Source organism: Thiolinea disciformis DSM 14473 (genome assembly GCF_000371925.1).
In the GTDB taxonomy this organism is placed as follows: Bacteria; Pseudomonadota; Gammaproteobacteria; order Thiotrichales; family Thiotrichaceae; genus Thiolinea; species Thiolinea disciformis.
This window is the reverse complement of sequence record NZ_AQVE01000006.1, coordinates 25,609-50,600: the sequence shown is the minus strand read 5'-3', so window position 1 is coordinate 50,600 and position 24,992 is coordinate 25,609. Positions and strand designations below refer to the sequence as shown.

Below are 24,992 nucleotides of genomic sequence, written 5' to 3'. Positions count from 1 at the left end.
AGCATTTCCTTAAAAGCGTCGCCCCACTTGCATAAAGAAGTTCGTGTCATAACCCTCGGTGTGACCAATGCCAATATAAGCTGGACCAATAATACTATCTAAACCGATGAATAAACTGCCGGATTGTAATAAATTACCCCAGCTCATTTCACCTTGATTCTGCCATACATTGCCTAATTCCATAGAGCCACCGGCATAAACCTTAGTAATTTTAGGTACATCCGTTAGTTCATAGGTATACATCACGCTGCCTAAAGCCGTATTATTGCCGCGCAATTGATTTTCCGCCAAGCCCGATAAACGTCCCAACCCACCTAAAGCAGGCTGCTCGGTGAGAAAGGTATTATTATCAAACGTCGTTCCCCATTCTGCCCGAGTGACGGCTCGATGTCGCCCTTTTGTAACAGCCTGTTCCGCTTCAATTTTTAAACGGTTAAATGCCATATCTGCATTTAATACTTCAAAACCTTGGGTATATTCCGTATTAATGAGTGCTCCTTGTTTCGGAAAATCGACATCATCCAAAGAGTCATAGCGATAATTCACTAATAAGCCAGTCATTTGCAAATCATTATCAGCAATATCATGGCGTAGACTTCCAGTTTTGAGGTGAGGACGTAAATCGCGATAAAACACACCGGCACGTATTTCAGAAGAATCACTCAGGTTTTTACCAGCCTCGACTTGTAGACCCGACTCCAGCAACCGCAACTCTGTTAAACGGTGATTACCTTGATAATCATAAATATTGCGCTGATTATGATAAGCCTTAGTGCTAAAAAATTTTTCTTGATTCGCATCAATAGGATGATACATCTCGGAGGAGGCATGAATATCATCACCAATAATAAATTTATTACGCCATTCACCACCCGTTTTAGTAACGCCCAAACGAATATAATCAATACCAAATTGATAGCGCGTGTCGCCCGAAAAATTATCTTCTAAAGACAAACCTAAACGCAGGCGATTTTCACCATTTGAGCGTTTACGGGCATCAATCACTAAATTATAAGTCCCATTCTCCAAAGGAAGTAATTGATAATCAACTAAATCAAAATAGCCTAAGCCGTGAATACTGTCCAAGCCTGTTTGAAGCTTAGTTGTATCAAATGCATCCCCTTGTTTAACACCCAGACGCGCCGCAATCACTTCATTATTTAAGCTAGAGTCATTATTAATCGTAATCTTACCAATTTTCATGGTTTTAGCATCAATAACGGGCTGGGTAAGTTGTGCTCTTGCTAAACCTGCAGAGAGCTTAGGATAGAAAGCAGCGATCTGTTGCAGCTCTTTTAATTTCTTACGCGCAGCCTGTTCACCTAAAGGAATCGTTTCTCGTACTTTATCGAAATCCAATGAGCCCACATTTTTCACCTCCGGCTCAATCACCACACTGGGAGCTTTTATCGCCTCTAACTGGGGTAAACTATTTTTTGAAGTGAGAAATTGCATGGCCTGAACCGTTACCGCAACGGCGGAATTCAAGTTTTCACGTTTCTCGAAATAATAAGGAAGACTCACCACAATCACAATATCTGCTCCCATCGCTTTAACCACATCAATAGGAACATTATTCGACACAAAACCATCAACTAATAATTGATTATCTATTTTAATCGGTGCAAATAATCCGGGAATCGACATACTAGCACGTACCGCTGTGGCTAAATTTCCATGACTTAATACCACTTGTTTGCCAGTTTCAATATTAGTAGCGACTGCTCGAAACGGAATCGGTAATTTATCGAAGTTATCCACTTGCCCCACGCGAGCCAATAAACGACGCAATTCAAACGTTAATTTTTGTCCACTAATCAATCCCTCCGGCAATTGAATCGCGCCTTCTTTAATACCCAATTCAAAAGTATTAAAAAAACCAGCGTTTTCACGTTTACGTTGGAAAGCTTGCTCGGGGCGAGCTTGTACGTCTTGGAACAAACTCATCCATTCTAATTCTTGAACAATTTTTTCCAATTCATCGGCGCGATAACCCGCTGCATATAGGCTACCAACAATAGCGCCCATGCTAGTACCCGCAATCATATCGACATGAATGCCTTGTTCTTCTAACACTTTTAAGACGCCAACATGCGCCACCCCCGCCGCACCTCCACCACCTAGCACTAAACCCACCTTAGGGCGATCCGCTAAAGCCAAACTGGGTAAGATAAGTAAGCTGATTAAACACAGGATGATGCGCTGCCAGACCATAAACGATGTCACCTACGAATAGTTATGGCAAAAGTATAAGCAGTCTGTCGAAGCGGACTCAACAAACGCCGCTATAAGGTTTAAACTAGAAGAACGCTAATCAATAATTAACAATAAGAGCCGCGAGCCTATGATTAAGAATTATTTACAAATTTTAGCTTCCCGTGATGGTTCTGACCTTTATTTAACGGCTGATGCGCCACCTGCTGCAAAATTCCAAGGTTCTTTAAAACCCTTAGCGCGCGAGCGTTTAACCCCTGAAGAGCTGCATGAGATGGCCTATGGCTTAATGAATGAGGAGCAGCGCAAACAGTTTGAGCAAAAGCCGGAAATGAATTTGGCGATTACTGAAGAAGGCATTGGGCGTTTCCGCGTTAATATTTTCAAGCAACGCCATAAAATCGCGATGGTCATCCGCAATATTAAAACCGAAATCCCCAATGCCGAAGCCTTAGGTTTGCCTGAAGTGTTAAAGCAAACCATTATGGCAAAACGTGGTTTGATTCTATTTGTGGGCGGTACCGGTTCGGGTAAATCCACCTCTCTCGCTGCGTTGATTGATTATCGCAATCGCAATTCAGACGGTCATATCATCACGATTGAAGATCCTATCGAGTATGTGCACCCACACCGCAAATCGATTGTAAATCAGCGTGAGGTAGGCGTGGATACGGATAGTTATGAAGATGCCTTAAAAAATACCTTACGCCAAGCACCCGATGTTATTTTAATTGGCGAAATTCGCTCACGTGAAACGATGGAGCACGCCCTTGCCTTTGCGGAAACTGGGCATTTATGTTTATCCACCCTCCATGCCAATAACGCCAATCAAGCCCTAGACCGTATTATTAATTTCTTCCCCGAAGAACGTCGTCACCAATTGTTAATGGATTTATCCCTCAATCTCCAAGCCTTCATCTCACAACGTTTAATTCCAACGATTGATGGGAAACGTACCGCTGCCATTGAGATTCTGCTTGGCTCACCCATGATTCGTGATTTAATTTTGAAAGGTGAAATGGGCTTGATTAAAGAGATCATGGAAAAGTCTGAGCAACAAGGTATGCAGACTTTCGATGGACATTTATTCCGCCTTTATAAAGAGGGCAAAATCTCCCTAGAAGAAGCGATGCGCAATGCGGACTCACCCAGCAATTTGAAACTGCGAATTAATTTGTCCCAAAGCATTGGTCAAGGCGAAGGTTCGAAACCTGAATTAGATTTGTCCTTAGAGCCCAAAGCCGAAGAGCAAAAGGAGGAAGCAGAGGAAGAAGAGCCATTAATACCCATGAATCGCTTTAAGCGCACCCCTGTTGGCGCTTAGGCAAGCACTCCCAAGCTTGGTATTTAGAAATTTGCCAAGCTTTATCAAGAAACTGCATTTTAGCCTTTACCGAAGCGACCTAGCATGGCATGTTTGTACTCTAGCACACGAATAAGGTTCAGCCATGTCACCCTCGCTTATTGATCATTTTCCGGCAACCCTTCAAGCGCAAGCTGCTCAAGTACTCCAATACAGTCCCTATCTGCGTTATCAATTGGAGCGCCATCCAAACTGGATTGAAAACCTTGTGCAAAGCCACGCTTATGCTGAATATGAATTAATTGGCAAAGTGACACAGGAAATCGCCGCCATTAGCGATGAAAGTCATTTATTAAAAGCCATTCGCGATATTCGCCACCGTGAAAGTGTACGCCTTGTGTGGCGCGATTTAGTCAAACTCGCACCCTTGGAAGAAACCCTGCGCACGACCTCAGATTTAGCGGATGCTTTGGTACAAACAACTTTAGATTGGTGGCATAAAAACTTAGTAGAAAAAAATGGTGTGCCACGCAGTCGCGAAGGCGTCGAGCAACAGATGTTGGTACTCGGCATGGGTAAATTGGGAGGGCGTGAACTCAACTTTTCATCCGATATTGATTTAATTTTCTGCTTTCCCGACAGTGGCGAAACAGATGGTCGCCGTGCGCTGGATAATCAAACCTTCTTTACGCGTGTCGGTCAAAAATTGATTAATAGCCTTGCGCAAATTACTGCGGATGGTTTCGCTTATCGGGTCGATATGCGTTTGCGCCCCTTTGGTGAGGCAGGTGCCTTGGCGCTGTCGTTTGATGCGATGGAACAGTATTACCAGATTCATGGTCGCGAATGGGAACGTTATGCACTCATCAAAGCCCGCGTCATGGCTGGTTTAGAGCAAGATGGCAAAGAATTGATGCAGCGTTTGCATCCCTTTATTTATCGCCGTTATCTGGATTATGGTGCGATTGAGCAATTGCGCGAGATGAAGATCATGATTAATCGTGAGGCGATCCGCAAAGGCAAAAATCAGGATATAAAGCTGGGTAGCGGTGGGATTCGCGAGGTAGAGTTCACGGCACAAGTCTTTCAATTGATGCGCGGTGGGCGCACTCCGGAATTACAAGAACGTAATTTATTAAAAACCTTGGATGCTTTAGAAGCACTCAAATTACTGAACCAAGACGAAGTGCAAGCTTTACGCACTGGTTATCATTTCTTGCGCATGACCGAAAACCGCCTACAGATGTGGCAAGATGAACAAGTACAAGCCCTTCCCAGCGACGCGCATCAACAACAGCAGCTCGCGTTATCGATGGGCTTTGACAATTACCAAAGCTTCTTAAAAGCGCTTGATCAACATCGCGAACAAGTGAGTAGTATTTTCCAAAAAGTGTTTTTCGTGGAGGAGGATGCGCAACAAGAACAATTAGCATTGACCCATTTATGGCAAGGACAAATGGAAGATGAGCAAGCCATTGCCTTATTGCACGCGTGGAATTTTGATCCAGCACGCGCTAGCTGGGAGCAAATCAAAGCCCTGCATAATGGACGTTTATACGGCTCGCTCACTGAATTAGCCCGTACTCGTCTTGACCGTTTAATGCCTGATCTATTGTCGGTATGCTCGCAACAAAGCAATCCTGTGTTGGCGCTAGACCGCAGTTTAAAAATCATTCACGAGATTGCGCGCCGTTCGGGTTATGTGGCTATGCTGGCGGATCACCCCGGCGCTTTGGAGCAATTCGTCAAATTAATTTCGTCCAGCGTTTGGATCATGCTTCAGCTCATTAAGCATCCGATTTTATTGGACACCTTGCTCGATACACGCCATTTATATCGCCCCTTAAATCGCCAAGAGTTGGATACAGCACTCGCACAAGAACTGCAGCGTGTGGATCCCAATGACACCGAGCGTGTTATGGAGTGTTTGCGCCAATTTAAACAGTCCCAAGTGTTACGTGTGGCTGCCGCCGATATTACCGGCAAATTGCCTTTAATGATTGTGTCCGATCAGCTCACTTGGATTGCCGAAGCGATTCTCGATCAAACCGCCAAACACATTTGGCACACCACCACACAAAAAGCTGGCAACCCACGTTATGAAGCCTACGGGCAAAATTACCAAGCCGACTATGCCGTGATTGGTTATGGCAAATTAGGTGGCATTGAATTGGGCTATGGTTCCGATTTGGATATTGTGTTTTTACATGATAGCAGCGGCCAAAACCAGCTCACTGATGGTCAGAAACCGCTGGAGAATGCAGTATTTTTTGCACGCTGGGCACAAAAAATTATCCACACCTTATCCACCTATACCCATGATGGGCGTTTATACGAAACGGATACCCGCCTGCGCCCTAGTGGTTCATCAGGTTTATTAGTCAGTAATGTGGAGGCTTTCCGCCAGTATCAGCTTGAAAAAGCATGGATTTGGGAGCATCAAGCTTTATTGCGTGCACGTGCCATTCTGGGGAGTGAGCGTTTAGTAAAACGCTTTAATGAAGTTCGCCAAGAAATCCTATGCTTACCACGTGACAAAGATAATTTGCGCCACGAAGTCCTCGCCATGCGTGAAAAAATGTGGGAAGCGCTAAGCAATAAAGACCCCGCACATTTCAATATCAAGAAAGACCCCGGCGGCATTACTGACATCGAATTCATTGTACAGTACCTGATTCTCGCCAACGCCCACGAATATCCTACCTTGGCTTATTGGAGCGATAATATTCGCCAGATCGACTCCTTACGCGACAGTGGCATTTTGCCGTCCGAGCAAGCCAGCAAACTTGCCGATATTTATCGAGCTATGCGAAATCGTACTCATGAATTGGCGCTTCAAGAGCAATCCGCTTTAGTAGAAGCGAGTGAATTTCATGAGGAGCGCTTGTATGTGCGCGAAGTGTGGGCACAGTGGTTGAGCCACTAATCAATACTCAATAAGCTTTGCCTACAAAGTCACTCTGACTATTTGCTTAGGCGTGGTGAAACACCGCAAGCTTATTGCCCCCACGCGTGCCAAACGGTATAAACCATCATCCATAAGCTTGTTTCGAGGTTTTTATGCCAAGTATTTTGATTACAGGTGCCAATCGTGGCATCGGTCTGGAATTAACACGTCAATACGCAGCCGATGGCTGGACGGTTTATGCGTGCTGCCGTAAGCCTGCGGAAGCGCAACACTTGCAAACATTGGCGCAAGGTTTTCATGGTACTGTGGAAATACACGAACTCGACGTTACCAATGAACAACAACGCCAAGCCTTGGCAGCTAAACTAAACGTTCCTATTGATATTTTATTCAATAATGCGGGAGTTTCTGGCGGCTGGGGTCATCAAGCCTTTGGTCAAACCGATGTGCAAGCTTGGCGTGACACCTTAGAAAACAATGTGATTGCACCACAAAAAATGATGGAAGCTTTTGTTGATCACGTAGCCGCCAGTCAACTCAAAATTATGGCGAATATGACGAGCCGTATGGCTAGCATGGCTGATAATAGTTCTGGCGGCGCTTATCTATACCGCTCCAGTAAGGCTGGATTAAATGCGGTGTGCGTGAGTGCGGCACGTGATTTAGCCAAGCAGGATCTTAAAGTCGTGGCTTTGCATCCGGGTTGGGTACGCACCGATATGGGCGGTTCGGGGGGTGAATTATCCGTGGCGCAAAGTGTCACCGCGTTACGGCGTAATTTGTCCAATGTTACAGCCAACGATTCCGGTCGTTTTATTGATATTGATGGCAGTACCATCCCATGGTAGCGCAGGTGGTTTTACACAAAGGGCGCGATAAAAACATTCGAGCGCGACATCCTTGGGTCTTTTCTGGTGCGATCGAACAGGTAAAAGGCCAACCAGCAGCGGGTGAAACGGTAGAGGTGCGCTCTACAAGCGGCGATTTATTAGGCATGGGTGCTTGGTCGCCACAATCACAAATCCAAGTGCGCTTATGGGCTGTGGGTCGCGCAGACATTAAGCGCAACTTCTTTGCCAATCGCATTAAAGAAGCACTCCAACTGCGTATTGAGTTGGGCATTACGACACGCAATACCGCCTACCGACTGATTAATGCTGAATCGGATGGCTTACCTGGGGTAATCGTGGATCGTTTCGGTGATTGGCTGGTGATGCAATGCCTAACCACCGGCGCGGAATTTTGGAAAGAAACGCTGGCCGAATTGCTGAGTGAATTGATTCCATGCCAAGGGATTTACGAGCGTTCGGATGTCGATATTCGTAACAAAGAAGGTTTATTGCCCACGACTGGTTTATTAACAGGTGAACGACCCCCTACTTTTATCGATATTGAAGAAGAAGGGCGACATTATCGGGTTGATGTTATCCATGGGCACAAAACGGGATTTTATTTAGATCAACGTGATAATCGTTCGGCACTGCAAGCTTATGCGAAAGATAAAACCGTTCTAAACTGCTTTTCTTATACGGGTGGATTTTCTATTGCTGCCTTGAAAGGTGGCGCTACGAAAGCGATTAATTTGGATGCTTCGCAATCGGCTTTGGAGTTAGCGGCACAAGCAGGCGAATTGAATGATTTTTTCAGCGAGCAATTAACCAATATTCAAGGCGATGCATTTCAGCTATTACGTGATTATCGTGATGAAGGTAGGCAATTTGATATTGTGGTATTAGACCCACCGAAATTTGCTGACAACAAAGCACAATTAGACAAGGCAGCACGTGGTTATAAAGATATTAATCTCTTAGGGTTTCGTTTATTAAAACCCGGTGGATTATTATTTACCTTTTCATGCTCTGGTTTAATGGAAGCAGGTTTATTCCAGAAAATTGTTGCCGATGCGGCAGTGGATGCAGGTGTGAACGCACAGTTGATTCGTAAGCTAGACCAAGCAACCGACCACCCCACACGGATGGCCTTTCCTGAAGGCTATTATCTTAAAGGTTTAATTTGCCGCCGCTAAGCCTTGGCATAAGCAGCATAGGCATTAATTTTTTCCTGCAAGCGCTGCGCTAATCCTGCGTGCGCGCTTTGCAATTCATCGTGAATCAATTGCCCTTCTTGTCCATAAGCTTGAATACGCTCTTTCGTCCAATGCGCGGGAGGTGGGCTTAAATTATTAATCCGATCCGCCATTTTGACCATCCAGACTTCACGTGGTTGTTGACGGATACGCATCAGGGAATCGTGCATTTGCGCAGAACGTGGTAAATCCGGTTTTTTGCTCAAAGCCAATACCCCATCTGCTACCGCTTTGCCGAAGCTTTGTACTAAATCATCATGGCTATAGTTGGTGTCTTCAATCACATCATGCAGCAAAGCGCATTGCAGTACTAAATTGCCATCAATAGTGTTATCGGTGGAGCGTGCCAATTCCCACATCAACTCCATCGTGACCGCGCCGACATGGTTAATATAATCCAAACGAATATGGGGATCGGGCGTTGCATAGGTTTGGCCTTGATGCGCTAAGGTCGCAAAATCCCAAGCCTTATTAATCAATTCGGTTGACCAAGCTTGTTTCATGTCAGGTTCTCCACTAATTGTTCCTCCACATAACGCACAATACTTTCCAGCAAAAGCTCACGCGGATAATTATTATGATTTAGCAGAAAGCTCATAAAAGGCCATTGCTTAATCAAGGGTAAGGCAATAGCAAAGTGATCTGCATTCACACAAGCCAAGAACTGACTATTCGGAATCATGGCATCTTGATACAGCACCTGACTATCATTGAGCGGATGGCGCTTGTTTAACATAGCATGATGTAGCTTTAGTGCACGCGATACTTTGTCAGGCAGCGGCGTTCCAGCAAGCGAGAAATAGCGAATAGTCGAGGGCAAGGGATGTTGCTCCAACCATTGGTGACGCAATGCAGGCTGAAGGCTTTGCACACTTTTACCATCGCCTGGGTGACAAGAGCCAATACGCAAGTTACTCACAAGCCAACTAATGGGAAAAGGCACCCTATTTGCCATATAAGAGCCATATACTGCCCCTGCCAAACTCACAATGGCGGCGGTACGGTCGCGAAGGTCGTTATAACTCACCACGGCTTGCAAAGCATCGACCACCCCTTTGGAGTACCCTACAAACACCAGACGCACGTCTGGGTCATGGAAGGCTAGCGCTTTATGAATCATTTCCGCATTGTAGGCACAACTAGAACGCCCATTCACCCACAAAATCGAAGACTGATAGCCGTGCTCATGCAAATGCATCCGCCGATTAAACGGGCTGACTTGATAACTGAGACAATCCGCAAACAAGCCCGGAATAATCACAAAATGTAGCTTGAGTCGCGCATCGCCCAAATACACAGGCCGACCTGTTGGTGGCGCTTCTCCTCGCATAACCAGTAGCGCCTCATCCACCGCACAATCAAATTCATTCAGTTCAGGATGGCTTTGTTGCACAGCCGTATAAATTTCCCGAAAACGCGGACGCGCATCGATAATACCGTTGGGTAAAACAAAGGTTTCGGTGATCTGCAAGGCTAGATCGCTCCTTGTGTAAAAGATTATTTTAGTAGAGAGCCTCGACGCTTTAAAACAATTTAGACTGACTCACATCCTTTCTCTCGGCGGCAAAATCGCATTCGCAAAGATCAATCCTGCAATCAGCGACATAAAAGCTAGCAAAATTGGTGCACCATTGACAGCAGTTGCTAAAGCATCTTGCCCTGCCACCAAACGGTCAATACCCAAATAAGCTTTACTGCCCGGTACTAATAACACCAAGCCGGGTAAGAGTACGATTTGGGTGGGTTTGTTCTTCCAATAGCCATAAAGATTCGCGTAAAGCCCTACAATCAGAGCACCAATTAAGCCCCCCAAATTCGCGCCTAACACGTGGCTCCCAAACACTGCTCCTGTATAAGCAATAATCCCTGCAAGCAATCCCCACAGTGCATCTTTATGGCTGATCTTGAAGATAATGAGTAGTGAAATAGCCAATAATAAAATCGCTAAATAATACGACCAATGATTGATGACAAGCGCAGGAGGATTGGGGGTACTTGGCCAGAAAAGCTGTGCGAGCGCTAGGCCTAAAATCGCGCCGAAATAAAGTTTAAATAAGGTCATGCCCGCATCCATAATTCTTGCCGTACCTGAGACAAGATGCTTGGCCGCTAATTCACGTAGGCCAATGGTCAGCGATAAGCCAGGAATAAAGACAATAATGCCTGCCAAGATAACCATGGAAATATGAATCTCTAAACCCAAAGCTTTCAAACCACTGCTGCCAAAGGCAATTACTACAGCCGACAATGGCTCAAGCATTTCCTCCCAACGTTTATGGTGTTGCGTTAGCCAATTGAAACCAAATACTAACCAACCCCAAATCGCTGCTAACAGCATATCGATGAGGTTTCCACCGCACACCACGGCAAAGCTAGCCGATAATGTTCCCCACGCAATAAACTCCAACCAGTAAGGATAAGGTGCGGCTAAGGTATTGATGGCATTCAGCCGCGCTAATCCATCTTCCAAACTGAGCTTGCCACTCAATACTTCTTCAGCCAATTGATGAATATACGCCAGCCGATTGAGATCTAGGCCGCTAGGATTAACCCGTGCACTATGACTATATTCTTCGTCACAACCTTGCTCCCAGAACACAAAGGTCATACTGGTGGGCGAAACAATAAACGAGCCTTTTAAACCCAATAATTCGGTTGTTTTAACCAGAATCCGCTCCAAGCGATGGGTAGGCGTACCATATTCGTGCATCGCTTTGCCTAGTTTGATCACAAAACGCCGAATTTGCGCAATTTGTTGTTTTTCCATTCAAAAAGCCGCCCAGCGGCGTAGACAAGGATAGTGGGTAGAGTATAACTAGAAAGCGGTGAACAAAAAGGCGTTAATTTCTTGGCTAGCTTACAGAAGGCTCAGTGAGTACGCCCGCTCTTCAGCTCTCCATGCTTCAACCAAGTACCACCAGTTATTTTTTTAGGACACCCGTAAACGTTTTCCGATGACATCGTCTGTAGTCGTAGTAACACCTTTTTAAACGATGAGTCAGGAACAACCCTATGAAGACCACTCAGTATTGCTTGGCATTAAGCGCGATGATTAGTACTTTTTACACCATCCCAAGTTATGCGCGCACCCTACAACCAACAATCACTATCCCAACAGCTTGCCAAAACCCCAAACAAACTAAGCGCAAAAATTTTAGCTATCCGCTAAGGCGTGAAGATCAAAAAGATATAACACAAGATGGAGTAAAGGATTATTTATTTAATGAAACAGAACGCTCTACTAAGACAACCAAAACAATTTTATGCCTGAGCATTAACAAAAAATATCAGCGTATTCCTCATTATCAGTAACTTAACGCTCGGTCAAAAACCTATAAAAACAACAAATAACCGGCAGTTTAGAGTGGCTTACCATGGCGACAATGCTTCTAAACAGCGTGTTTAGGCTCGCTAAACTTTTTGCGGCCATACCTTGAAGCTTGCTCTAGTCGCCCCCACCCTAAGGTCAAACAGTGAATTCTAAATCGTTGATAAGGAGTTTGATATGGCAGGTCCATTGGATGAGATGATGAAAAAGTTTTCGGACATGCTGCCGGAAAACATTCGCAATACTCAGCAAGACATTGAGAAAAATGTGCGCAGCTTATTCGAAAGCGGCTTACAAAAGATGAACTTGGTGACGCGTGAAGAATTTGATATTCAAAGTGCAGTATTGCAGCGTACTCGCGAAAAACTCGAAGCCTTGGAAGCACGCGTTGCTCAAATGGAAAATGCTCATGCAGCGAGCAGCGCTGCTGAAAAACACCTCGGCTAAACTTACAGATTCCCCCCTCTCCCACCGGCAAACTGGTAGAGGGGCTAAACCTTAACTCGCAGCTTCTTCAGAGGTTGCTTCCACCTCTTTCTTAGTTGGTGTTGCTTCAGGAGGGGTTTCTGTTTTCTTACCTGACTGGATTTGATCACGTAAATACTGGGTTAAACCATCACTGGAATCGGCCTTCAAATCCACTTCGCGTAAAAGGCTATCAATCAGCGGCACTTGGGCACGATAACGTAAGGCACTATCCACAATTTGATCCGCTAAACCACTAGAATTGCGCTCGCCACTACTACCGCTAGAGGCTCCGCCAGCTGCCATATTTAAGCCATCAATGTGCATAATTTTAATACCATCAATATTTTCCAGCGGACGCACACTTTCGCGGATAATTTGAGGCAATTGCCGCACAATTTCCATTTTCACCTGCATGGAGACCTGATCATTACTCAATAAATTGGCCGCCTCATTCATCGCACGTTTACCAACTGCTTCCACTTGGTAACGGATTTCAGCCGCCTTAGCCGCCAAACGTTCCACCTCGGCATTCGCCTCCGCAATAGTGATTTGACGCTGCGCTTCTTTTTGTGCACTAATGAGTGTCAATAATTTGTCACGCTCCGCCTCAGCACGCTCACGTGCGGTGCTAATTTCCTCGGTTAAGCGGGCAGCTTCGGCTTTGATTTTATCGGTAACCATCCAAGCTTCAGAAACATTACGTTCAAATTGCGCGCGCATTACCTCCATGTCCTGCTTAGCCATCTCAATTGCCACTTCTTTAGAAATCCTAATCTCTTCGATTTCTTGATCGCGCCGCAATTGAATCTCTTCAATTTCTTTAGTAGTACGCGCTTGCAATTCAGCTAGATATTTTTCTTGATTACGCTGTGCTTCTACTTCTTGCTGCTCGATCTTTAGGCGGATTTGCTCGGCTTCTTTATTTTTTTCTTGAATTTTGACACGATTTTCTTGTTCAATATCATTGCGGCGTTTTTTACTTTCCTCAGTGATCTCATCTAATTTAATTAAACCACGCGCATCGAAAGCATTATTTTCATCCAAATATTCCCGTGCTGTCTGATCAAGGCGCATTAAGGAAACTGACACCAACTCCAAGCCGTTTTTTTGAAACTCAGCGTTCAAATTGTTTTCGACATTGTGCTCAAAATCAGCGCGCTTCACATGCAACTCGTCCAAGCTCATGCTAGAAGCGACAGAACGCAAGGCCGCCACACACTGAGCCTCAACCATTTCCTTAACTAATTCAGGATTCAAGGTGCGATCACCCAAGGTACGCGCGGCGGTACTAATAGCCTCCTCATTATTGGCTACCCGCATAAAAAACTCAGCGACCACATCGACACGCAAAGAATCCTGCGTAATTAAAGCCGCATTATTTGAGCGTGAAATCTCAACCCGCATGGTTTGCATATTGATCGGCATGGTGTCATGGAGTACGGGTAATACCAGTGCGCCTTTATTCATAATGACATGCTCACCGCCCAGCCCCGTACGCACATAAGCGCGGTCTTTAGAGGGTCGACGGTAAAAGACTGCCAAGGCTGCTAACAGCACCACTAAGAAAAATGCCGAGCTTATTAAAAGATACAATGTCACCTGATCCATATCCTGCCTAATCTATTGATGCGCCCTGAGACTTAGCAAAGTATAAACGCTCTCGACAAGTCCTGCGCGCTTGGTAACATGGCGCAAGCTAATTAGCCAAAAACGTTAACGAAACACTGGATTTCCCACGGCACAAGGACTGCACATGGATAATGCTTTACTAAATCGTACGATTGAGTTCTTGCTATTACCGCCTGGTAATTTCTTAATGTTACTTGTGCTGACTATAGTCTGGAGAAAGTCTCGTATGTGGGTTTGTGGCTTACTCGCGTTTGGTTTTCTGCAAATACTTATTTTGAGTTTACCGTTTGTATCAACATGGTTATTAAACAGCTTGGAACAACAATATCCGCCCCAAACTCAGTTATGGCAACAACAGCCTTTGCCTCAAGCCATCGTCGTCTTAGGGGCGGGCAGCAACCGCGATGTACCGGAATATGGAGGCGCCAGTACCTCATTAGCGGGTATTGAGCGTGTACGCTATGCGGCCTTACTCCATCGCAAAACAGGGCTTCCTATTTTAGTGAGCGGCGGAAAACCCTTGCCAAATACCCCTAGTGAAGCCGAATTAATGCGCGATATATTACAAAATGAATTTCAAGTACCTGTGCGTTGGCTCGAAGCCGAAAGTCATACGACTTGGCAAAATGCACAATTTAGTGATCAGATGCTCAGTGAGGCCGGTATTCAATCGGCGTGGATCGTGACACAAGCGTGGCATATGCCACGCAGCTTATTCGCGTTTCAAGGACGTAAAGTGCAGTATTTTCCTGCCTCAGCCTCGTTTGGCATTAGCATTCCTTGGCAAGATTTGCACATGAATTATATCCCACAGCCGACAGCATTATTACGCAGCCTTATTGCGCTTCATGAATGGTTTGGCCTTGCTTGGTATAAGCTACGCAGTTATTTGGCTTAAACTAAGTCTATCTCTAAAAATTTTTTAATTCGTTTGACTTTTAACAAGGCAAATCGCTAAGTTAACCAGTAACAGGCTCACGCTTGTCTATCTGAAGAGGAGAGTACCATTAATGAAACGTCGTGTATTTTTGCAAAGCACTCTTGCGAGCGGAGCGGCCAGTATGACTGGGCTAGGCTTGTTAGTACCGCATTTAGCACTAGCAGAAGATGCAAAACCTGCTGATCCCGCTAAAACCGAACCCACTAAGGTAGAAGAACCGGCAAAAGCTGAAGCTAAACCCGCCGAGGCCGCTAAAACTGAAACGGCTGCGGCTTCTACGGAATCATCGCCTTTCACCGCAACGTCTTACGAGGATGCGTTGAAGGGCCTGAATATTGCCACACCTGAAGAGTCCGATAAGGTTTTAATTAAAGCCCCCGAAATTGCTGAAAATGGCGCAGTGGTTCCCGTAACTATTTCGACAACGCTGGAAGGTGCAACACAAATGGGTTTATTAATTAAAAATAACCCTACTCCACTAGCCGCTATATTTACGATGGGCGAAGGCACTGAACCGAATGCCACCACGCGTATTAAAATGGCCAAGACCTCGGACGTTGTTGCTTTTGTAAAAGTAGGTGATAAAACCTATTCTGCTAAGCAGGAAGTTAAGGTGACATTAGGCGGCTGCGGCGGTTAAGGAGAATATTCATGGCAATTCGTGTTAAAGCTAAAGAAACCAGTGGCATTGTTGAAGTCAAAGCGCTGATGAATCACCCAATGGAAACCGGCCAGCGTAAAGATAAAGCGACCGGCGAATTAGTCCCTGCGCACTATATTAATAAAGTGGAAGTGATGGCTGGCGATAAAAAATTATTAGAAGCGAATTGGGGGCCTTCCGTGTCTGCCAATCCTTATTTATCGTTCAATTACAAGGGTAAAGCCGGTGACAAAATTAAGGTCACTTGGACAGATAATAAAGGTGGCACTGATAGCGGCGAAACTGAGGTCACGACTTAATTCCGATATTGAGAACCCTGCCTGCATGACAGGGTTCGGGTTTATGCTGTTTAACGCGGCTGATAATTCAGACTTACGAACGCATTTCGTCCTTGCTGATGATAGCCCTTACTCGATTCATAATCTTTATCCAAGATATTGCCCAATTTGGTTGAAAGCACCCAATCGCGATTGATTTGGTAGCGGGCGCGTAAATCTACCGTGCCAAACCCCGCAACAGTCGTAACATTCGCCGGATCGGTGAAACGCTGGCTCTCGGCATGTAGTGTGCTACCCACCTCCCATTGATTACCTAAACGCCTATCCAGATTGAGATTCAATAAACGTTCGGGACGATACAGGAGTTGTTTATTTGCATTGCTCCCTTTAGTGACATCAGGCTGCTGTAAAGTCGCATTCGCGCTCACACGCCATTGCCCTAATTTTTTGCTAGTCGACAACTCCACACCGCGAATCCGTGCAGCCGCCACATTCATCGGCTTCCAGGTATAGGGATCGTCGGGCGAAACCTGTTGCCATTCAATCAAATCAGAAATCCGGTTTTGGAATACTTGCGCGCCCCAGTCCCATGAGTCTAACTTTTGGCTTAAACCGAGCTCAACATTACGTCCTTTTTCAGGTTTAAGATTCGGATTACCATCGTAGGGGTAATATAAATCATTGAAGGTTGGCGCTTTGAATGCGGTGGCATAAGAAGCAGTAGCGCGTAAGCCATTGCCAAAGTCATGCGCGAAGGCTAGCCCGCCAGTGGTTTGTCCACCATATTGCTCATTATCATCGCGTCGTAAGGAGGCATCGACGGAATTAGCACCAAACTGTTGTTGATAGGCAGTAAAAACACCCGTCGTCGTGCGATTAGTTTTGGCATAAGTGCTATTACTCGCCACTTGATCCTCTAATCGATCCAGCCCTAATGACAATGAGCCCTTCTCACCTAAACGAATATCCGCTTGCAGGCTTGCATTATCACGTTTCGTTTCAAACAAACTTGTGTAAACAGCATCTTTGTATTGCTTCTGCCAATCACGGCTTTCCCCCACTTGTGCACTCAGTTTCACACGCTGATGTACCGGTGCAGAAATTTTGCCACTCACGACTTGTTGTTTGAAATCAGTTTCATTTTCAAAGCTGCCGTCGTAATCACTATCTCCCTGCGTCTTTAGCACATGAAATTCGGTTTCAATGTCCTTCGCAAAACGTTTCCCAGCATTAAGCGTAATGCTGTTCATCCGATAGCCATCACGATCTTTTTCGTAACCCGTCCCACTCGGATAAAGCGGATACGATCCCAGCACATCAATCCCTTTACTACGTTCAGTAGCCACATTCACATTAAACCAACTGTCCTCTACGGAACCTGCTGAAAAACCGACATTAGCTTTATAAGTGCTACTGCTACCAGCGCCAATACTGGCTTTGGGGGTCAGTTTTTTAGTGGTTGACCCTTTGCGGGTAAAAATCTGAATCACACCACCGATAGCTTCTGAGCCATATAAACTAGAGCGTGGCCCACGCACAACTTCAATACGCTCAACTTGATCTAAGGGAATATATTCAAAGGAGGTTAGGCCTAAGGTCGCAGAACCAGCACGCACCCCATCCACCAACACCAGTACATGATTCGAATTGGTGCCACGTAGAAAAATAGAGCTTTGCTTACCAAATCCACCTTTCGTTTGCACATTTAGGCTCGGCACTTGGGCCAGTAATTCCGGTAAACTATTCACTTGTGAACGCTCAATTTGTGCGCGGGTAAAAACGGTTACAGGAATGATGGTTTGGGTTTCAGGTTCGGCTTTGCGCCCTGCGGTAATCACCACGCGAATCTCGCCAGAGGACTTCTCTTGCGCTAAGCTAATTGCGGGAATCATGAGAGACAGCCCTAACGGTGCTGCCATTAAAACAAACGGGATATTCATAAGGGGTTAATTCCTGTCTTGCGCCCACCGCGCAAATCAAAGGACATGACACGCAACAGCGGTCACACGTAGCTCGGGCCGGTATCCGGGCTTGCAAGTGCGTGTGATGCTATTTTGCCGCCTTCCCATGCAAAACTTGCACAGTGGCTCTGGCAAAACTCTCTTGCTAACCGTTGCGGGGGCAGCGTTGGCTTATACCAACTTCCCGTTTAACACCTTGTGGTGCACCTAAACCAGCGCAAAAACTACGAGATTTAGCACACGCTGTCAAACGCTGCTGAACTAAGTTTGATGCGCTGAGTCCAAACTCACAGCAAGAATAAAATAGTAGATGATCAACGAGGGAATCATGAATAAATACTTGGCCTGCACCCTAACAGCCGTTTTCTGCCTTGGTACACTAAGCGTGGCACAAGCAGCGCCACAGGCTTTTCAAGCCAGTTATAGTGTGGAATATTCTGGCCTAAGTGTCGGAACGATGCAGTCCAGCCTGAGCTACACCAACAACACCTACACCTTTCAAAAACTAGCCAAGGCCAATGGTCTAGCCGCTATGTTGAGCGGTAATACCATCAACGAACGCAGTAGCGGCTTAAAGCAAGGCAATCAACTACAAACCCAATCGTATTTATACGATTTCAAAAGCAAGCGCAAAGCCCGCAAAGACCAATTCACCATGAATTCGAACAAAGTCAATGGTACTTATGAGGACAAACCTTATAGCGTAAACGTTCCAGCTAACACCACGGATCCAATCTTGGTAGAACTCAAGTTAATGGATGATTTAGCTGCCAACCGTGCCTTGACTTATCAAGTAACGGAAAAAGGCAAATTAAAAACGTATCAATTCAAACGTCTCGGTAAGGAAAAAATCAGTGTACCGGCGGGTGACTATACCGCAGAAAAAATCCAATTAGTGCGTGATGACGATGACCGCCAAACCACGTTTTGGATGGCCGCAGAATTAGGTTATTTGCCCGTACAAGCGCAACATAATGAAAAAGGTGATCTCGTCACCAGCCGTTTGCTCAAGGTTCAAATGCACTAAACCAAACAACCACTATTGCCGCGACACACGGTTTCGGCAATGGTGCGCCAATGCTTAGCTTGCATTATCATTAGCCTCTCTCACCTTAAAAGAAGCCAATAATGCCAACAACACGCTGGGTTTATGTGAATGGGCAATTTCAAGCTGAATCGTCTGCGACCATTTCAGTATTTGATCGCGGTTTTTTATTTGCCGATGCAGTATACGAAGTCAATGCTGTCGTAGACGGTTTATTACTAGACAATGCTGCACACCTAGCCCGCTTACAACGCTCCTTAAGCGAACTTTCCATCCCCTTACCCTTAAACTTAGACGACTTAGTGGCCTTACAAGAAGAAACGGTACAACGGAATCAACTGCGTGAAGGCTTATTGTATTTGCAAATCAGTCGTGGCGTGGCCGATCGGGATTTTGCCCTGCCACGCAACCTAAAGCCGAGTGTAGTCCTGTTTACCCAAAGCAAAAATTTGCTGAAAAATCCTGTTGTTGAACGTGGCTTGAGCGTCATTACCGTGGACGATATTCGTTGGCAACGCTGCGATATAAAAACCGTAGCCTTATTAGCAGCCTCGATGGCTAAACAACAGGCTTTGGATCAAGGTGCCGATGATGCTTGGTTTGTGCGTAATGGTGAAGTGTTGGAAGGTACTTCCAATAATGTGTTTATCATTAACCAAGCGGGCGATCTTATCACCCGTCCGTTAGGCAATGATATTTTGCATGGCACCACCCGCGCTGCCCTTGTACAACTTACCGAGCAGCATCAATTAAACGTGCAAGAACGCCCTTTTAGCTTGGAAGAAGTGTATCAAGCCCGCGAAGCCTTTATTAGTAGTGCGGGAACTTTTGCACTCCCTGTCGTCCAAGTGAATAATCGTTTGATTGGACACGGGAAAGTGGGGGAAATTAGCCTCAAGATGCGTGAGCTTTATCTGAACAAGGCCTTGGCGGAGGCGCGGCGTAACGCTTAAAACACTGCTAATTTAATTAGCAGTGTGAGAGCTGATCTGAGTTGGAGTCTAAACATTATTGTTAATTGAGGCGCGCCTTAAAGACGATCAACGATCTCTTTCGGTAGGGAACGGTCTTTGGATTTAGCGCAACTATTGGTATAACACACCACACCAATTAATGCGGCTAATACGATTAAGCTAATGACGATGCTCATAAGTTACCTCCTGCCTCGAAACAAAGCCATGGAACTTTGTGTGCAATGCACAACAAATGTTGTATCTAAGTCATTGAACACAAATGAAATTCCATAGTTGAACACTATAACACAGAAATAATGAAAAACACGGCTTAGCTAACGATGAATATCAGGAAAGCTTATTCATTTTTGTCATAAGCTAAATTTGATGCAATTCCTCTACCTTCGCTATTGAAAAGTTAAACTTCACCCTTATAAAAGCATTTTGCCAATTAGTTGGAGCTAGATTTTGGAACAATATCGCGGAACGACCATCTTAAGCGTGCGCCGTCATGGTAAAGTGGTGATTGGCGGTGATGGTCAGGTCACACTCGGCAATACCGTTATGAAAGGCAATGCACGCAAAGTACGCCGCTTATATAACGATAAGGTTTTGGCGGGTTTTGCCGGTGGCACAGCGGATGCCTTCACCTTATTTGAGCGGTTTGAATCCAAACTACAGGCTTATCATGGCAATCTCACCCGTGCAGCAGTAGAGCTCGCCAAAGATTGGCGCACTGACCGGATGCTACGGCGTTTGGAAGCCTTACTTATTGTGGCGGATGCCAGCGCTTCCTTGTTGATTACGGGCAATGGTGATGTGGTTGAACAAGAAAATGACTTGATTGCGATCGGCTCAGGAGGCGCGTTTGCCCAATCCGCAGCCCGCGCTTTATTAGAAAATACCGATCTATCGGCACGGGAAATCGTTGAAAAGGGCTTACATATTGCCGCTGATATTTGCATCTATAGCAATCACAACTTAACGATTGAGGAATTATAAAAAATGCCTAGCTCGACGATGACTCCCCGTGAAATTGTTCAGGAACTCGATAAGCACGTTATTGGTCAAGACAAAGCCAAACGTTCAGTAGCGATTGCACTACGCAATCGTTGGCGTCGCCAACAGCTCGATGACAGTTTGCGTCATGAAGTTACGCCCAAAAATATTCTAATGATTGGCCCCACTGGCGTCGGTAAAACTGAAATTGCGCGGCGTTTAGCACGTTTGGCGAATGCACCTTTCATTAAGGTGGAAGCTACCAAGTTCACCGAGGTCGGTTATGTGGGTAAAGAAGTCGACTCGATTATTCGTGACTTGGCGGATGTTGCGGTAAAAATGATGCGCGAACAGGAAGTTGAGAAAGTACGTTATCGCGCACAAGATGCTGCCGAAGATCGTATTTTGGATATTCTGTTGCCCAGCCCCAAAGCCGATAATAATACCAATGCGTGGATGTCTTTGGAGATCGATGATTCGCCCAAAGCGAATCAAGAAGAAAGTTTAACGCGTCAAAAATTCCGCAAAAAATTGCGTGAGCACGAGTTGGATGATAAAGAAATTGAGCTAGAAGTGAGTGGTGCTAATGTAGGCGTGGAAATCATGACTCCTCCTGGCATGGAAGAAATGGCAAGCCAATTACAAAGCATGTTCCAAAATTTGGGTAGCCAAAAAAAGCGCCGTCGCAAAATGAAAGTGAAAGATGCGCTTAAGCTGCTAACCGAAGAAGAAGCGCATAAAATGGTGAATGAGGAAGAACTCAAACAGCGTGCGCTTCATGCGGTGGAGCAAAACGGCATTGTATTCTTAGACGAGATCGACAAAGTAGCCCGTAGTGGCGGTCAAGTCAGTGGCGCAGATGTATCGCGTGAAGGTGTGCAGCGTGATTTACTACCTCTTATTGAAGGCTCGACCGTTAATACTAAATACGGCATGATCAAAACCGATCATATTTTGTTTATTGCCTCGGGTGCATTTCATGTGTCCAAACCGTCGGATTTGATTCCAGAATTACAAGGTCGTTTACCGATTCGAGTAGAAATGGAAGCCTTGACTGCCGGCGACTTTGAACGAATTTTGACTGAACCGAACGCCTCATTAACTGAGCAATATCAGGGCTTATTAAAGACCGAAGGCGTGAATATTGCTTTCACCCCCGATGGGGTAAGACGTATTGCCGAGATTGCTTTTGATGTGAATGAGCGCACTGAAAATATCGGTGCACGCCGTTTGCATACCGTGGTAGAACGCTTGTTGGAAGATGTGCTCTATCAAGCGCCAGACTGCGGTGATAAGGTGATTGACGCTGCTTTCGTCGATGCGACTTTAGGCGAATTGGTTAAAGACGAAGATTTGAGCCGCTTTATTTTATAAGGAGCTAGCATGACGCCAACCGATATTACGCTTAAACAAAAATCGCGTGCGTTGGTACTAACATGGCCAACTGGTGAAACGCATACCTTGAGCTGTGAGTTTTTGCGTGTGCATTCGCCTTCTGCCGAAGTACGCGGCCATGGCCCTGGGCAGGAAAAGTTACAACTCGGCAAAGAAGATGTGAATATCACCGAGATTGAGCCGATTGGGCATTATGCGATCAAATTAGTGTTTGACGATAACCATGACAGCGGCTTGTATGACTGGAACTTGCTCTATGACTTGGGCAAAAACCAACAAGCCCACTGGGATGCATACTTGGCCAAAGTAGCCGCTGCCGGTTATCAACGCAAAGCCCCGGGACAGGTGATTTAATGGCTGAAAGTACAACTCAATCACTCCACAGTATCTTAGACAAACTGAAATATAATGAAGCGGGTTTAATTCCGGCTATTGCACGTCAGTTTGATTCGAATGAAGTATTAATGATGGCGTGGATGAATCGTACTGCTATTGAAGAGACCCTCAAAACCGGACGGGTCTGTTATTGGTCACGCTCACGCAATAATTATTGGCGCAAGGGCGAAACCTCAGGGCAAATGCAGTTACTTAAAGAATTGCGTTTTGATTGCGATTTGGACACGATTCTCTTATTGGTGGATCAAACTGGCGCGGCTTGCCATACCGGACGTCGTCACTGTTTTTTTTATAAAGTGTCAGGTGATCAAGTGATTATTGATACAACGCCACTGACAGATCCCAAGGAGCTATACGGCGCGTGAAAACCATCTTAAAAGGCACTATTCGCGGCTATCAACTCTTCTTAAGCCCGCTCTTGGGTAGCAATTGCCGTTTTTATCCGACTTGTTCGCATTATGCTTATGAGGCGATTGAAAAGCATGGTGCTTTAAAAGGCACTTGGCTAGGCATGAAGCGTATCTCGCGTTGCCACCCTTGGCACGAAGGCGGCATTGACTTAGTCCCTGAGCCAGCCCCCCAAAGCTCCAAGCATTCCTGATACCGTTAATACCTCTGCATTTTACAGCCTCATTTCCACGCGCTATAGTGGCTTATCAATCCCTACTATAAAAAGCTATAAAGGTATTGCCGCCATGTCGTCACCAGCCCCTACCCATTTCGCACCCAATAACACAGCAACCTTTGAAAAACGCCAAACGCAACTCATGCGTGAAGCCTTAGATCGTGTGCGTTTTGATGAAGCGGAGCGTTTAACTGGTGAAGCCTCTCAACGTCTCGAACGCCTAAAAGCACATCGTGAACCCATTTTATTAGCCCTCGGTTTAGTGTTAGTCAGCCTAATTGGCATCGGGGTGAGTTATGGGATGTATCTCTGGCTGAATTAACTGTTTTATCACCTGGCTCTCAGGCAAAATAATCGCTGAACTTACTCAAGGAGCAGCGATGGATATTGTGTATGTGCGCGATTTGCGCTTGAACGCGAATATCGGTATTTATGACTGGGAGAAGCGCATTCAACAACAAATTCGCATCGATCTAGAAATGGCGTGGGATAATACAGTTCCCGCTGCGAGTGATCGCATTGAAGACACTATTAACTATAAAAAAGCTGCCCAGCGCGTTACCCAAATCGTTGAGGCACAGCATTACGATCTGGTAGAGCGCCTTGCCGAAGATATCGCTAGCATTTTAATGAGTGAAATGAGCATCCCGTGGATTCGTGTCACGGTGGGTAAACCATTCGCTGTTAAGAAATCGGCTGAGGTCGGCGTGCAAATTGAACGTGGCGTCCGTCCATGACTCACGTTTATATCGGGGTTGGTAGCAACCAAGAAGCAGAATACAACTTATGTACCTGCATTAAAGCCTTGCGTGAGGTGCTAGGCGAGTTGCAAATTTCTACCATCTATCGAAGCAAAGCCATAGGATTTGAAGGCGATGACTTCCTCAATGTGGTCATTGGCTTTGAAACACAGCAAAGTGTTAGCGAATTAAAAACATTATTTAAGCAATTGGAGCAAGCACAGGGTCGGCAAGCGGATCAAGCTAAATTTAGCTCACGCCGCTTAGATATAGATTTATTACTTTATGGTGAGCAAATCGACCCTGCCTTGAAACTACCCCATCCCGATATCTTACAATACCCGTTTGTTTTATTTTCTTTGCTAGAATTACAGCCTCAACTCCTACATCCAGTGTTGCAACAACCTTTAATAGACCTTGTGCCACAAACGCATTTAAGCACAGTTGGTTTAACGCCCATAAACTTGAGCTGTTTATAACTAAGCCGCTTTTACAAAATGATCTTTAAACTCATTAATGTATTGATTAAAACGCTTATCTAGTTTGGAGTTAAATTGGGATTTCACCCGCTCGATGGGATTGCTCACATTCGCCGTTTCGGTAAAAGTAACGCGTGTGCCACCGGGGACGCCTTGTAATACGGCTTGGCGTGTACCACAAGGACGCGCATTACGCTCCAGTTGTACAATCAGTTCACGCTGTTGTACTTCTTTGATTTTACGCAAAACCACTTTACCGTGGTTGGCACTGTCTTCGACCCAACGCATACCATCGTCATCGTCTTTCATTTGCATTCCTTTGATTTCGGAACGCCATTCACCTTGACGCGTCAGGTCGGATAAGGCACGCCAAACCTTTTCAGGTGGTGCTTTGATTAACTCAACCCGCGTAGCATATTGATGTGGGGAAATCATGAGCCCCAAAACCACTGGCGCTAGCAAAACCAATGCAAGCAGCCCCAAAATAATACCTATTGTTAATCCGTCCATTTCATTTAAACCTAGAGTAGGTTAGTAAGCCCCGAAACATCAGGCTTATTATTGACGAATCCTGCCTAAACACA

Annotated in this window: 26 protein-coding genes and 1 riboswitch; of the genes, 19 read left to right on the top strand and 7 right to left on the bottom strand. The window is 45.5% G+C overall.

The genetic code is table 11. From position 1 onward, the window contains the following. Positions 1-9: 9 nt before the first annotated feature. Positions 10-2,214, bottom strand: coding sequence for a patatin-like phospholipase family protein (locus A3IE_RS0106350; RefSeq protein ID WP_020394765.1), 2,205 nt, complete (start codon positions 2,212-2,214; stop codon positions 10-12). A 130-nt stretch (positions 2,215-2,344) separates the two neighbouring features. On the opposite strand from A3IE_RS0106350, the gene A3IE_RS0106345 reads away from it, so the two are divergent. The 4 genes from A3IE_RS0106345 (at position 2,345) to A3IE_RS0106330 (ending at position 8,451) form a co-directional block, all read left to right on the top strand. Further along, entirely contained in the window at positions 2,345-3,538 is a 1,194-nt protein-coding gene (locus A3IE_RS0106345; RefSeq protein WP_020394764.1) for a PilT/PilU family type 4a pilus ATPase, read from the top strand. Positions 3,539-3,662: 124 nt separating this feature from the next. After that, positions 3,663-6,443 (top strand): bifunctional [glutamate--ammonia ligase]-adenylyl-L-tyrosine phosphorylase/[glutamate--ammonia-ligase] adenylyltransferase, encoded by a 2,781-nt coding sequence (glnE, locus tag A3IE_RS0106340; RefSeq protein ID WP_020394763.1) that lies wholly within the window; start codon positions 3,663-3,665, stop codon positions 6,441-6,443. A gap of 134 nt (positions 6,444-6,577) precedes the next feature. Further along, positions 6,578-7,273, top strand: coding sequence for an SDR family oxidoreductase (locus A3IE_RS0106335; protein WP_020394762.1), 696 nt, complete (start codon positions 6,578-6,580; stop codon positions 7,271-7,273). After that, complete coding sequence (locus tag A3IE_RS0106330) at positions 7,267-8,451, top strand: class I SAM-dependent rRNA methyltransferase (protein WP_020394761.1); 1,185 nt, start codon at positions 7,267-7,269, stop codon at positions 8,449-8,451. Before A3IE_RS0106335 ends, A3IE_RS0106330 begins: the two co-directional genes overlap by 7 nt. Here A3IE_RS0106330 and A3IE_RS0106325 read toward each other — a convergent pair. From A3IE_RS0106325 to A3IE_RS0106315, 3 genes are all read right to left on the bottom strand, one after another. Then, positions 8,448-9,014, bottom strand: a complete 567-nt coding sequence (locus A3IE_RS0106325; protein ID WP_020394760.1) for an HD domain-containing protein — start codon at positions 9,012-9,014, stop codon at positions 8,448-8,450. The genes A3IE_RS0106330 and A3IE_RS0106325 overlap by 4 nt on opposite strands. Continuing rightward, complete coding sequence (locus A3IE_RS20055) at positions 9,011-9,982, bottom strand: hypothetical protein (protein ID WP_020394759.1); 972 nt, start codon at positions 9,980-9,982, stop codon at positions 9,011-9,013. The genes A3IE_RS0106325 and A3IE_RS20055 overlap by 4 nt, the downstream gene beginning before the upstream one ends. 72 nt (positions 9,983-10,054) lie before the next feature. After that, positions 10,055-11,278: a threonine/serine exporter family protein gene (locus A3IE_RS0106315; protein ID WP_020394758.1), complete on the bottom strand. Its 1,224-nt coding sequence runs from the start codon at positions 11,276-11,278 to the stop codon at positions 10,055-10,057. A 281-nt stretch (positions 11,279-11,559) separates the two neighbouring features. On the opposite strand from A3IE_RS0106315, the gene A3IE_RS0106310 reads away from it, so the two are divergent. Both A3IE_RS0106310 and A3IE_RS0106305 read left to right on the top strand, forming a co-directional pair. Then, positions 11,560-11,823 (top strand): hypothetical protein, encoded by a 264-nt coding sequence (locus A3IE_RS0106310; protein WP_157832843.1) that lies wholly within the window; start codon positions 11,560-11,562, stop codon positions 11,821-11,823. A 193-nt stretch (positions 11,824-12,016) separates the two neighbouring features. Then, the gene (locus A3IE_RS0106305; RefSeq protein WP_020394756.1) at positions 12,017-12,286 is read left to right on the top strand and encodes an accessory factor UbiK family protein; all 270 of its coding nucleotides are present in this window, start codon (positions 12,017-12,019) and stop codon (positions 12,284-12,286) included. 51 nt (positions 12,287-12,337) lie between these two features. On the opposite strand, the gene A3IE_RS0106300 is transcribed toward A3IE_RS0106305, so the two are convergent. Beyond that, on the bottom strand, positions 12,338-13,915 hold the full coding sequence (locus tag A3IE_RS0106300; protein WP_020394755.1) for a flotillin family protein: 1,578 nt from the start codon (positions 13,913-13,915) through the stop codon (positions 12,338-12,340). Between the two features lie 145 nt (positions 13,916-14,060). On the opposite strand from A3IE_RS0106300, the gene A3IE_RS0106295 reads away from it, so the two are divergent. The 3 genes from A3IE_RS0106295 to soxZ all read left to right on the top strand — a co-directional run bounded on the left by A3IE_RS0106295 (position 14,061) and on the right by soxZ (position 15,836). After that, positions 14,061-14,834: a YdcF family protein gene (locus A3IE_RS0106295; protein WP_020394754.1), complete on the top strand. Its 774-nt coding sequence runs from the start codon at positions 14,061-14,063 to the stop codon at positions 14,832-14,834. Positions 14,835-14,946: 112 nt separating this feature from the next. Then, on the top strand, positions 14,947-15,516 hold the full coding sequence (soxY, locus tag A3IE_RS0106290; protein WP_020394753.1) for a thiosulfate oxidation carrier protein SoxY: 570 nt from the start codon (positions 14,947-14,949) through the stop codon (positions 15,514-15,516). A gap of 11 nt (positions 15,517-15,527) precedes the next feature. After that, entirely contained in the window at positions 15,528-15,836 is a 309-nt protein-coding gene (gene soxZ / locus A3IE_RS0106285) for a thiosulfate oxidation carrier complex protein SoxZ (protein WP_020394752.1), read from the top strand. A gap of 50 nt (positions 15,837-15,886) precedes the next feature. On the opposite strand, the gene A3IE_RS0106280 is transcribed toward soxZ, so the two are convergent. Next, positions 15,887-17,755: a TonB-dependent receptor domain-containing protein gene (locus A3IE_RS0106280; protein ID WP_020394751.1), complete on the bottom strand. Its 1,869-nt coding sequence runs from the start codon at positions 17,753-17,755 to the stop codon at positions 15,887-15,889. 59 nt (positions 17,756-17,814) lie between these two features. After that, positions 17,815-18,002: riboswitch (cobalamin riboswitch) on the bottom strand. 102 nt (positions 18,003-18,104) lie between these two features. Between A3IE_RS0106280 and A3IE_RS0106275 the strand changes: the two genes are divergently transcribed. From A3IE_RS0106275 to folK, 10 genes are all read left to right on the top strand, one after another. Further along, positions 18,105-18,803, top strand: a complete 699-nt coding sequence (locus A3IE_RS0106275) for a DUF3108 domain-containing protein (RefSeq protein WP_020394750.1) — start codon at positions 18,105-18,107, stop codon at positions 18,801-18,803. A 101-nt stretch (positions 18,804-18,904) separates the two neighbouring features. Next, the gene (locus A3IE_RS0106270) at positions 18,905-19,774 is read left to right on the top strand and encodes a D-amino-acid transaminase (RefSeq protein ID WP_020394749.1); all 870 of its coding nucleotides are present in this window, start codon (positions 18,905-18,907) and stop codon (positions 19,772-19,774) included. A 468-nt stretch (positions 19,775-20,242) separates the two neighbouring features. After that, positions 20,243-20,776, top strand: a complete 534-nt coding sequence (gene hslV, locus A3IE_RS0106260; protein ID WP_020394747.1) for an ATP-dependent protease subunit HslV — start codon at positions 20,243-20,245, stop codon at positions 20,774-20,776. 3 nt (positions 20,777-20,779) lie between these two features. Further along, on the top strand, positions 20,780-22,147 hold the full coding sequence (hslU, locus tag A3IE_RS0106255) for an ATP-dependent protease ATPase subunit HslU (RefSeq protein ID WP_020394746.1): 1,368 nt from the start codon (positions 20,780-20,782) through the stop codon (positions 22,145-22,147). 9 nt (positions 22,148-22,156) lie between these two features. Beyond that, a complete protein-coding gene (locus A3IE_RS0106250; RefSeq protein WP_020394745.1) occupies positions 22,157-22,522 on the top strand; it encodes a gamma-butyrobetaine hydroxylase family protein in 366 nt (121 codons plus the stop codon). Continuing rightward, positions 22,522-22,929 carry a phosphoribosyl-AMP cyclohydrolase gene (gene hisI, locus A3IE_RS0106245; RefSeq protein WP_020394744.1) on the top strand — a complete coding sequence of 136 codons (408 nt, stop codon included), beginning with the start codon at positions 22,522-22,524 and terminating at the stop codon, positions 22,927-22,929. Before A3IE_RS0106250 ends, hisI begins: the two co-directional genes overlap by 1 nt. Continuing rightward, positions 22,926-23,165: a membrane protein insertion efficiency factor YidD gene (gene yidD / locus A3IE_RS0106240; RefSeq protein WP_020394743.1), complete on the top strand. Its 240-nt coding sequence runs from the start codon at positions 22,926-22,928 to the stop codon at positions 23,163-23,165. Before hisI ends, yidD begins: the two co-directional genes overlap by 4 nt. Before the next feature lie 94 nt (positions 23,166-23,259). After that, complete coding sequence (locus A3IE_RS0106235) at positions 23,260-23,511, top strand: hypothetical protein (RefSeq protein WP_020394742.1); 252 nt, start codon at positions 23,260-23,262, stop codon at positions 23,509-23,511. 58 nt (positions 23,512-23,569) lie between these two features. Then, positions 23,570-23,926: a dihydroneopterin aldolase gene (gene folB / locus A3IE_RS0106230; protein WP_020394741.1), complete on the top strand. Its 357-nt coding sequence runs from the start codon at positions 23,570-23,572 to the stop codon at positions 23,924-23,926. Then, positions 23,923-24,408: a 2-amino-4-hydroxy-6-hydroxymethyldihydropteridine diphosphokinase gene (gene folK / locus A3IE_RS20050; protein ID WP_020394740.1), complete on the top strand. Its 486-nt coding sequence runs from the start codon at positions 23,923-23,925 to the stop codon at positions 24,406-24,408. Before folB ends, folK begins: the two co-directional genes overlap by 4 nt. On the opposite strand, the gene A3IE_RS0106220 is transcribed toward folK, so the two are convergent. After that, positions 24,409-24,918: an SRPBCC family protein gene (locus tag A3IE_RS0106220; protein ID WP_020394739.1), complete on the bottom strand. Its 510-nt coding sequence runs from the start codon at positions 24,916-24,918 to the stop codon at positions 24,409-24,411. Positions 24,919-24,992 lie beyond the last annotated feature (74 nt).